This is a genomic window from Aquiflexum sp. TKW24L (assembly GCF_023502205.1).
Classification (GTDB): Bacteria; Bacteroidota; Bacteroidia; order Cytophagales; family Cyclobacteriaceae; genus Cognataquiflexum.
Window position 1 is genome coordinate 17517 of sequence record NZ_JAMFLG010000002.1, and the last position, 10428, is coordinate 27944.

Genomic DNA, 10428 nt, shown 5'->3' on the forward strand with positions numbered 1-10428 from the left:
GGAAATCTTGATTTGAACTCATCTCCCTTTTTAAAAATAGGAATGTTTTTCTTCATTGTATTTGGATTTTTATCTTGTTCCAAACCCAAAGAGGAAACACTTTTCAAACTTTTAGACCCAAAGGAAACAGGTATCGAATTCAGAAATGACCTCGTATCTTCTGAAGAGATGAATATTCTTGAATACCTATACTTCTATAATGGCGGAGGTGTGGCCACTGGAGACATCAACAATGATGGGTTAGTGGATATCTACTTTACTTCCAACCAAGGTGAAAACAAATTGTACCTGAACAAAGGGAATTTCAAATTTGAAGATATCACCACTAGCGCCGCAGTAACAGGAGATGGCGGATGGTCGACCGGAGTCACGATGGCAGATGTTAATGGGGACGGATTCCTAGATATTTACGTCACCCAAGTGGGGGATTACAAAGGCTTGACCGGAAAAAACAAACTCTACATCAACAACGGTGATTTGACTTTCTCCGAAAAAGGCGCAGCATACGGAGTTGATTTTGTGGGTTTTTCTACCCATTCCCTGTTTTTTGATTATGACCAAGATGGAGATTTAGACCTCTATTTGCTCAACCATTCCATCAAAAAGCCCGAGGTCTTTGCCAATGCAGACACCAAATTCACCAATCAAGATGAAAAAGGCGGAGACAAGCTTTTCAAAAATCTTTTGGCAGAAGGGGAAAACAGGATGGTTGAAGTTACCGAAGAAGCAGGAATCCTTTCAAGCAGTTTGGGTTTCGGCTTGGGAGTCGGCATCGCTGACATCAACGGGGATGGTTGGATGGACTTGTATGTTTCCAATGATTTTACAGAAGATGATTACCTCTATATCAATCAGGCAGACGGAACTTTCAAAGAATCATTACAAGAATACATCTCCAATACCAGCCGGTATAGCATGGGCAATGATTTGGGCGACATCAATAACGATGGTTTAACCGATATTTTCACGACCGACATGCTTCCTTCCGATCCCCAAATCTGGATGAAGTCCATCGGTGAAGACAAACAGGAAGTATTTGATGTCAAAAAGCGGCTTGGCTACAAGGATCAATATGTAAGGAATCACCTTCAACTGAATCGGGGCGATGGAAGATTTAGCGAGATCGGTCTCTTGACCAATACCTTCGCCACAGATTGGAGTTGGTCGCCTTTGATTTTTGACATGGACAATGACGGGCAAAAAGACATACACATCACCAATGGCATAGTAAAGCGTCCAAATGACCTTGATTTTGTTCAATACAGTCAGGAACCGAGTCCGGGTTTGTCTGAAAAGGAAATCCAAAAGAAACAGATTGACATGTTGCCCACGGTCAAGCTTTCCAATTTTTCTTTCAGGAATGAAGGAGGTCTGAAATTTACCAACACAGCCAAAGAATGGGGTTTAGACCAACTCTCCTATTCTAACGGATCCGCTTATGCTGATCTCGACAATGACGGTGACTTGGATTTGGTAATCAACAATATTGATCAGGAAGCATTTCTATACCAAAACCAAACTGCCACCAAACTCAAAAACCATTTTATCCAATTTGACCTAAAAGGTGAAACCCTGAATTTCTTTGGAATCGGGGCACAGGTTATCGTCCACAGTGGCGATAAAATCATGCATCAAACTTTGAGTACATCTCGGGGATTCCAATCGGGAACGTCAACAACTTTGACTTTTGGTTTGGGCGCAATTTCAGTTGTCGATTCTGTTAAAGTTGTCTGGAATGCCACAGATACCGAAGTTTTCAGAAATATTCCGATCAATAAAAGACATCTATTGGAAAAAGGAAAAGGGAGGAAATCTTCAATTTCGATTCCTGTCTCCACTTCAATTTTGGAAATCAGGGATTTTGGTATTGATTGGACCCATGAAGAAAATATTGATTTTGATGATTTCAGAAGAGAATATTTAATCCCAAGAAAGTATTCTACTGAAGGTCCTGCCTTGGCTGTCGGGGATATTAACGGCGATGGATTGGAAGATATATTCTTCGGTGGTGCCAAAGGTCAGGCCGGGGTCTTCTATCTTCAACAAGCAGATGGCAAATTTATAAAAGGTAATCATCCCGTCTTTGAGCAACTGAAAATGGCAGAAGATGTCGTGGCTGTTTTGGAAGATTTCAACCAAGATGGTACGCTTGACCTTTATATCGGCAGCGGTGGAAATGAATCTACAAGAAAGGAATTTTTCAATTTTGACAGGCTTTTCCTAAATGATGGCAAAGGGAATTTCTTCTTTTCCATGAATTCCCTCCCTCCCATCTCTGAGAATACCTCCACACTTGCCATCCATGATATCAATGGAGATGGCGCTCCTGATATCTTTGTAGGAGCATCCGTCGTCACCGGAAATTATGGTGAAATCCCAAAAAGCTATTTCTTACTCAACGACGGAAAAGGAAGATTCACAGAAGCAACAACCGCTTATTTTGGAGCCGATTTCCAACCTGGAATGGTCAAAAAAGCCAAATGGGCAGACCTCAACAATGATGGGATCAAAGAACTTATTTTAGTTGGGGAATGGATGGCTGTGCAGGTATACAGTCAGGATAAATCAGGCAAATTTTCTTTATCCAAAGAGGAATCCCTACAAATCTCAGGTTGGTATTTTGGATTGGAAGTGATGGATATTGACCGAAACGGGAAGGAAGATATCATTTTGGGAAACTTGGGATTGAATTCTAAGCTGAAAGCAAATCCTGAAAAACCGGTTTGGCTTTACCATGGAGATTTTGATGAAAACGGGCAGAAAGACCCTTTGATATTTCACTACATGGAAGGACATTTGGTCCCTTTTGCAACTCGTGATGACCTGATCAAACAGATTCCCTCGATCAAAGGCAAGCATAGTAAATATGTTGATTTTGCCAAAATCCAATCTCCAGAAGATATTTTTACTGAAACACAATTAGGTAAAGCTTCGAAATACCAGATTACAGAACTCGGCTCGGGAATTCTTTGGAACAAGGGAGAAAATGGATTCCAATTCAGTCCATTTCCTGTGGAAGCGCAGTTTAGCCCCTTACACGGTTTTGCCACTTTTCAGACACAGAAAGGCAAACAATACCTACTTGGAATCGGAAACTTCCATGGGTTTCGAAGCGATTATGGCAAAGCCGACGCCCAACCTATGGTTTTGATGCAGTTTGAAAATGGGGCTTGGAGGAGTATACCGGTTGGATTGGCAGCTATGGAATTTTGGGGGGAATTCAGAAACATGTCCAAAATTAAAGTCGGCAAAGAGGATATTTTGGTGGCTGTGAGGAACAACAATACTCCTGTCTTTTTGAAGATCAATCCTTAAAACATGCTTAAAATCAGTTGATTTGGTTTTAAAAATCGATGGATTTAAAGGATTTATATTTAGCTTTGAGGCTCCAAACCCACAACAAAAAAGTTCCGTAAACCCATATGTGAACCATACATTACCGGGAAATAGCCAATACAACACATGAAAAGTTTATTCAATAAATTACTGATTATTGCCATCACCGCATTTATGGGTTTTGGATGTCAGGAAAATAAAGATTATCAGAATGCCATCACCGATGGTTCTTACCAGATTGCTGCCCAAGACAAACTCACCAATGTAATCATCAATGATATTTTTTCACCCCCTGTAGCAAGTAGGATTTATGCTTATTCATCACTTGCAGCCTATGAGGTCTCGGTGCTATCAGATGCCAACTACCAATCTTTAATGGGTCAGATCAAAGGTTTTGAAAAAGCCCAGTTTGACACAACAGGTCAAATCTACTATCCATTGGCTTCATTGGCGGCTTATTACAAAGTGGCAACTGCATTGATTTTCTCAGAAAATCTGATGACCGAGCACAGGGATAAAGCTTATGCAGAACTCAGAGAGAAAGGAATTCCGGAAGAAGTATTTGAAAGGTCAGTCAAACTAGGTGATGATGTAGGAGCACATGTGATCGCCTATTACAAGAAAGACAATTACCATGAAAGCCGCTCTTTTGAAAAATATACAGTCAGCAATGACCCGTCGACATGGCAGCCTACGCCACCTGCATACATGGAAGGGATCGAACCTCATTGGAACAAAATCAGGCCCTTTGTGCTCGATTCGGCATCCCAATTTTTAACCGAAGGAGGTACACCTTTTAGCACCGATCCTTCAAGTCAGTTTTACAAAGAAGCCGAGGAGGTATTCAAAATAGTCAATGCCTTAGATGAAGACCAAAAAGACATTGCGATGTTTTGGGATTGCAATCCTTACAAAGTCAATGTGAAAGGTCACGTGATGTTTGCTGAGAAAAAAATCACTCCCGGTGGACATTGGATGGGAATAGCAGCTATTTCTTCCAAAACAGTCGGACAAGACTGGAAAGGAACCTCCGAAACATTAGTTTTCACAAGTATTGCGATTTTTGATGCATTTATAGCTTGTTGGGACGAAAAATACAAAAGTCCGCTCATCAGACCTGAAACTTATATCAACAGGTACATTGATGAAGATTGGTTACCGCTTTTGCAGACCCCTCCATTTCCAGAATATACCAGTGGACACAGTGTGGCCTCCAATGCAGCCGCTGAGGCTCTGACCAGTTTATTTGGTGAACCTTTCCATTTTGTAGATTCTACTGAAGTGGCCTACGGTCTTCCTATCAGAGAGTTTGACTCGTTTAGAATGGCTGCGGACGAAGCTGCCATCAGCAGACTATATGGTGGTATCCATTATATGCCGGCGATTGTTAATGGCTCTATAAAAGGAAAAAATGTAGGAAACCATTTGATTGAAAATATAAAAACCAAATCTACAGCATTCGCTCCTGTTGCCGACAATTCAATAAAATAGGACATCCGTTTTCTAAAAAAGGGGCAAGTGAACGATCATTTGCCCCTTTTCTATTTTTTATTCCGCATCAAGGATAATTTACCTGATCGAATACCTTAATTTTGAACCTTAACCCCGAATGATTTTATGGACCTTATCCTCAAATATTTTCCTGACCTTACCGAATCCCAAATAGAGAAACTCGCCAAACTAGGCCCTTTGTACGCTGATTGGAATGAAAAAATCAATGTCATCAGCAGAAAGGATATGGAACATTTCTATGAAAAGCATGTCCTCCATTCATTGGGAATTGCAAAAGTGATCCAATTTGAACCTGGAACAAAAATATTGGATATCGGTACCGGAGGGGGATTTCCGGGGATACCTTTGGCAATTTTGTTTCCGGAAACACACTTTCATTTGGTAGATTCAATCGGTAAAAAGATCAATGTTGTCAAGGACGTTGCCAAGCAACTGAAGCTATCCAATGTTGAAGCCCAACAAGTTCGTGCAGAGGATTTGGTACGGAAATACGACTTTATCCTAAGCCGAGCGGTTACCCGATTTGCCAATATCCTTCCTTGGGTCAAAAATAAATTCAAGAAAGAAGACTTCAACGAACTCCAGAACGGCCTGCTGCTCTTGAAAGGCGGTGAAGTCGATGAGGAAATGGAAGAAAGAGAAGTCAGCTATGTGTCTTACCACTTGGATGACTATTTCAAAGAGGAATTTTTTGAAACCAAGAAAGTGGTTTACGTGCCTTGGGAAGGGAAAAGATAGTGGCGGTGGGAGGTGGGAAGGAAGTTTGGAAGGATGGAAGTGGGAAGGTTGGAAGTTGGGAGGGAGAAGTACGAAGTACGATGACACTAAGTACGAAGTATTTGGGATTCCAAGGTAAGGGGTGAGAAACAACTTCGCCTTGACCTACCTACCAGGGGAGATTTTTTTCGAGGAGGGGCAGAGTCCATAAAATTCATTTTTTATGTAGATGTTTACTAAATCGAAAAAGGTTTACCGAAGAAACTCCAGTAAACCCTATAATTCAGATATCGATAAAAATTCTATTAAAATCTAAACCCTGCCGTCAAAAACACTCCGTTTGTTCTTCCAAAATCAACATCAGAAATATTCTTTTGAACGTCGGTTACGGACCATTGGTAACTCAAATCAATGAAGATAATGGAAATATCGGCACCTACCCCTGCAAATACTCCCCATTCAGGGTTGTTAAAATCACTTATGGCATATCCATCAGACACACTCGATAAAATAAAGGCCGATCCTCCTCCAAAAACACGGAAAGCAAAAGAGGAATTTGTATTGCCCAGAATATTATAGCCTACTGCCACAGGGATTCTAAAACCACGAAATTGCGCATCAGATAATGAGGATACACCATTGTTGATGGTGGTTGATTCAGCATTTCGAGTCGTATAGAATATCCCGGGTTCAACATAAAATTTGTTACCTAACTCAACGGAAGCACCTGCTTGCCAGCCCATCTTACCATTGACATCATCCAGTGTTCCTGAAATACTTGGGAATTTAAACCAACACCAGGTTTAAAAGAACTTTGAGCAAAGGCACTTCCTACAGTAGCCATTAGAATAATTAATGTTACGAGACTTTTCATATTTTATTTGTTTTTAGTTTCCAAGAAATTAAGTAATCTGACTATCGTGAATATTTCCCCATCATTTTTCTATGAATCGAGACCTTAAAACAATAAACTTATTTTTAGATAACTGGAAATTTGATTATTCATGTTTTTGTAATATTAACTTCACAAATTTTAACATTTTCAATTTTTATTTATTATAACATCTTAAGTGATTCTTTAATAATTATTGTTTTTTGCTTAACCTGGCTTTAACTTTTGTTTTCTTGGATATGAATCATTATCTACACAAATGTTAGTTCTTCAGATGATTATACTTTGGGATGCAATAGGGCCCAAGTAGAGATTTGTGTGGATTGTACTTTCCTGCCACCAAAAGCAAAAAATGAATTGATGGGGAAGAACTTATTAAAAAGGGTATAAATGAAAAAGCTTCTAAGCCAGTTGGCTATCCTCTGAATTAATCTTACCTCTGAATTGAACCAAGGAAATGGATCATCTAACCTATCAGAATCCAACCTCAACCTTCACAAATTTGATCTTTTCCCTATTCCAAGTGTAGCAAAATACCAAATAACCTTCATCATAAATGATCGAGGGATAAGAAAACTCATTTTTCCCCTCCCCTGCTTCGATTACTTCCTTGATTGGCCAGGTCAGCCCATTGTCAAACGAAATCCCCAACTGCATCGGATAGCGTTTACCCCAATTTTCGCCGACCGGATTAAAGACCAAAGCGATGGTTTCATCCTTGATTTTGACTAGGTCTATGCCGCTGTTATTATTGGGCAAGTCTGTCAATTCCACAGCCGACCAAGTAAATCCATTGTCTTTGGAATCGCTCCTTCCGATTTTTCCTGAAGATGTACGAAGTAGCATGTGTACCAGATTTGGTTTGGACTCCCAAAGAGCCGGTTGGATGACACCTTCTCCTTGCACCAAATTCCTATCCAAGATCAATGTTTCTGTATTGAGCCAAGTTTTCCCCCCATCTTCGGACCTGTCCACAAAGGCATTCCAAACTTTATTTTTTTCCAAAGAAGCAGGAGCCAACCAAGTGCTGTCAGATAAAACCAAGATATGGTTACGGACAGGACCCCTGCCCCCACGATCTCCTTCTATCAGTTCTTTCGCCTCTGACCAAGTTTCTCCACCATCTTCCGAATACTGCACCCAAGTCTCCCAATCGTCGATATCCTTTCCTACTTTGAAATAGAGGTATAATTTTCCATCCGGGGCATTGAACAGCACAGGATTCCAATGAGGATCATTTCTGACTTTGACCAACATCTGTGGCGCTTTCCAGGTTCCCGGTTGGCCTTTGGACATCCAAATCCCGACATCGTCGTTTTTCTCATGAGACCCTGCAAACCACACCATCATATATTGCCCATTTCCCAATTTCTCGATCGAGGAAGCATGGCACTGCGCAAATGGCCTGTCGTCTCCAAAAATGAATTCATTGGCTTCGACCTGAAGGTTTACAGTTTGGGCAAAAGTCCCAAAACTGAGGAATAACAAGGATATAATGAGAATACTTTTCATGGCTGGTCTTAAAGTGTATTTTTCAAGATACAATTCTCAATAGAAATTGTATTGTTGAAGGTACAATTGTTCGGGTATTGGGTTTATTATACATCGCTAAAAACCCTCCTAAATTCATTTTCTATTTCTTGAACTTCTTTATCATTCAGATTGGCAAATTCATTTTCTCTTGCTCTTTTTGACAAAATACCATTGTTCTGTTCCAAAAAATTTACCAACAAGGATATCAGTTTATCCGGCATCTCGTATTCATCCTCCATAGATCGCTTAAATGCATCGTATTTCGTTAAATATTCGACTTCTCTTGGAATGATTTCCAAGATCGTATCTTCCACACATTCAAAAAGGAACTCGGCATGTTTTGTGGCATCAAAGTAACTGTAATAATCTGCAGTTTGGTTGAGAACCTTTACATTATGGTCTTTAGTCTCCTCCCATTGGATAAAATCCAGTATGGGCAAAGAGTAGGATTCCAGAACTTTTCTGTATTCATGGATTTTATCCAAAATTGCAGCAGAAACAGGAAAAATGATTCCCTGTTGAGAAAAATTCATTTTACTGAGAATGTGGTGGATGAGGTACCTGTGGATCCGCCCATTTCCATCTTCAAACGGATGTATAAAAACAAACCCAAAAGCTATGGCAGTGGCAACCAAAACCGGATTCATTTCGCTTTTCCATAAAAGCTTTTCTGTTTCCAGAAATCCACTTATCAACCTATCAAGGTCTTCCCATTTTGCTGAAATATGATCAGGAATAGGTTCCCCAGTGCTTCGGTCATGTTCTCCAACAAAACCACCTTTGGTCCGAAATCCCAATTCCAGAAATCGCGGATTTTCAATGACCAACTGTTGTAACCTTAGCAATTCTTCCTTTGACAGATCTCGCAACCCCGCTTGTCCTATTGCTTGTCCCCAGCGAACCGCTCTTTTGCTTTTTGGACTTTCTCCCTCAATAGAAAAGGAAGCCTTCGAATCTTTCAATAATAAAAATGAAGATGCTCTTTGAAGTATATCCTTGCTGAAGTCCTTCAAGTACTTTGTTTGTTTGTCTGCTAAATTGGCATGGACGTATTGCTCTAATTTTTCAGTTTTTGAAATTAACGGGCAAAACTCCACTGTCCCGGGGAGGTTGTTGATGACACGGTGGCGCGGGGATTTTATACCTTCAATTGTGTATTGGATAGTATCATTCACCAACTTTATATATCCTTTTTTTTCAAGATCTTTCTTACGTGACAATTGGAACCCTCCCAACCACTCAATCAAAAACCAAATCCGTCTGCTATACTGACCAGTCGGTTCTAAATTGGAAAGTTCATGGAGCTGATCTATAGAATAATATTCAGTCAATTTTTTAAAAACCAATAAATTGACACCCTCATATTTTAACGCAAAGACCAATTGCATAAACAATGCCTCTAATTCAGATACTGCAAAGGAATCATTAGGCTGATATATCTTGGGAAAGACCAACCACCCCTCCTGCTGATACTTTCTATTCTGATTGCTGATAATAGAAATTGTGCTCGGAACAGGTATTTCAAGCATCAAGCCTTGAATGATCGACGCATAACCTACTACAGTCCCATGTTCAGGTAATTGCTTTCCTTGAAAAATAGCTGCGGAAAATGAAAAATGAGCGCTTTTTGCCATATTGAATTTATAATAGGAGCAAAGTAAAAAATAAATAGGCGCAACACAAGAAAAACGAGTGCAAATACATAATATTAATAAATACAGGCGCAAAAGGAAAAGGAATCTGAATCATCGATAAATATGATTTTTAGGATTATCCAATTATCCCGCTATTATCTTCATAGGATTTTGCATTGAGGGTTTGAAATAAAAAAAGTGGGTTCAGTAGAAAAAAAATGGTGATAGAATCTAGGATCTAACTTTGTCTAAAAAGGAAAATCATTTCCAAAAGGTGAAAAATGCTTAGAAATTAACTTTAAAAAGGAAACTCATTTTCTAAAAATGAATTATGGTCTATTTTTGGTCTTCATCTCGGTAAAATCATCCTATAATTTCAATCCTTGGATTTATCCTCGATAAATCTTTGATCATTTCCTCATTGTCTTCAGGTGCTACATAAATTTCATCATATTTCATTTTTATGATAAGTCCTTTGCCTGCCATCGCAGGTTTGACCCCTGTCCACATGGTTTTATTTTTAGTAATTCCGGTAATTTGAAGGATGTCTAAATCACCTTTTAAGAATGCTGATTTATAATAAAGTTTTTGATTATCAATCCAATAAGCGGTGCTTAAGTAAACCCAACCCAGCATTAAAAGCGGAATCAAAAGAAGCAAAAAAAGCCCGAAAAAATTGAAAAGCGATTGCCTATCAGAAATATAAACAACAGCAGGAAAAAGTATTGAAAAAGCCAAAAGCATTTTTATGCCTATTCCCTTTTTTGCCTTGTATTTTTTCATGGGTTAAGTTTAGCAAAAAAG

Annotated in this window: 7 protein-coding genes; 3 read left to right on the forward strand and 4 right to left on the reverse strand. The window is 39.5% G+C overall.

Features of this window, described 5'->3' with window-relative positions; all coding sequences use genetic code 11:
* Nucleotides 1-42: 42 nt before the first annotated feature.
* The 3 genes from M3O96_RS01460 to rsmG all read left to right on the forward strand — a co-directional run bounded on the left by M3O96_RS01460 (nucleotide 43) and on the right by rsmG (nucleotide 5586).
* On the forward strand, nucleotides 43-3315 hold the full coding sequence (locus M3O96_RS01460) for a VCBS repeat-containing protein (protein WP_249718070.1): 3273 nt from the start codon (nucleotides 43-45) through the stop codon (nucleotides 3313-3315).
* 147 nt (nucleotides 3316-3462) lie between these two features.
* Nucleotides 3463-4827 carry a vanadium-dependent haloperoxidase gene (locus M3O96_RS01465; protein WP_249718072.1) on the forward strand — a complete coding sequence of 455 codons (1365 nt, stop codon included), beginning with the start codon at nucleotides 3463-3465 and terminating at the stop codon, nucleotides 4825-4827.
* 126 nt (nucleotides 4828-4953) lie between these two features.
* Nucleotides 4954-5586 (forward strand): 16S rRNA (guanine(527)-N(7))-methyltransferase RsmG, encoded by a 633-nt coding sequence (gene rsmG / locus M3O96_RS01470; RefSeq protein ID WP_249718074.1) that lies wholly within the window; start codon nucleotides 4954-4956, stop codon nucleotides 5584-5586.
* A gap of 284 nt (nucleotides 5587-5870) precedes the next feature.
* Here the strand turns inward: rsmG and M3O96_RS01475 are convergent, their stop codons facing one another.
* The 4 genes from M3O96_RS01475 to M3O96_RS01490 form a co-directional block, all read right to left on the reverse strand.
* Nucleotides 5871-6308, reverse strand: a complete 438-nt coding sequence (locus M3O96_RS01475) for an outer membrane beta-barrel protein (RefSeq protein ID WP_249718075.1) — start codon at nucleotides 6306-6308, stop codon at nucleotides 5871-5873.
* 623 nt (nucleotides 6309-6931) lie between these two features.
* Entirely contained in the window at nucleotides 6932-7969 is a 1038-nt protein-coding gene (locus M3O96_RS01480; RefSeq protein ID WP_249718077.1) for a sialidase family protein, read from the reverse strand.
* A gap of 86 nt (nucleotides 7970-8055) precedes the next feature.
* Nucleotides 8056-9624 carry a Fic family protein gene (locus tag M3O96_RS01485; RefSeq protein ID WP_249718079.1) on the reverse strand — a complete coding sequence of 523 codons (1569 nt, stop codon included), beginning with the start codon at nucleotides 9622-9624 and terminating at the stop codon, nucleotides 8056-8058.
* A 363-nt stretch (nucleotides 9625-9987) separates the two neighbouring features.
* On the reverse strand, nucleotides 9988-10407 hold the full coding sequence (locus M3O96_RS01490) for a PH domain-containing protein (protein ID WP_249718081.1): 420 nt from the start codon (nucleotides 10405-10407) through the stop codon (nucleotides 9988-9990).
* Nucleotides 10408-10428: the final 21 nt, after the last annotated feature.

Excerpts from the sequence above, each read along its gene's own strand:
- M3O96_RS01475 (WP_249718075.1), bottom strand. The coding sequence starts at position 6,308 with ATGGGCTGGCAAGCAGGTGCTTCCGTTGAGTTAGGTAACAAATTTTAT.
- rsmG (WP_249718074.1), top strand. The coding sequence starts at position 4,954 with ATGGACCTTATCCTCAAATATTTTCCTGACCTTACCGAATCCCAAATA.
- M3O96_RS01480 (WP_249718077.1), bottom strand. The coding sequence starts at position 7,969 with ATGAAAAGTATTCTCATTATATCCTTGTTATTCCTCAGTTTTGGGACT.
- M3O96_RS01490 (WP_249718081.1), bottom strand. The coding sequence starts at position 10,407 with ATGAAAAAATACAAGGCAAAAAAGGGAATAGGCATAAAAATGCTTTTG.
- M3O96_RS01460 (WP_249718070.1), top strand. The coding sequence starts at position 43 with ATGTTTTTCTTCATTGTATTTGGATTTTTATCTTGTTCCAAACCCAAA.
- M3O96_RS01465 (WP_249718072.1), top strand. The coding sequence starts at position 3,463 with ATGAAAAGTTTATTCAATAAATTACTGATTATTGCCATCACCGCATTT.
- M3O96_RS01485 (WP_249718079.1), bottom strand. The coding sequence starts at position 9,624 with ATGGCAAAAAGCGCTCATTTTTCATTTTCCGCAGCTATTTTTCAAGGA.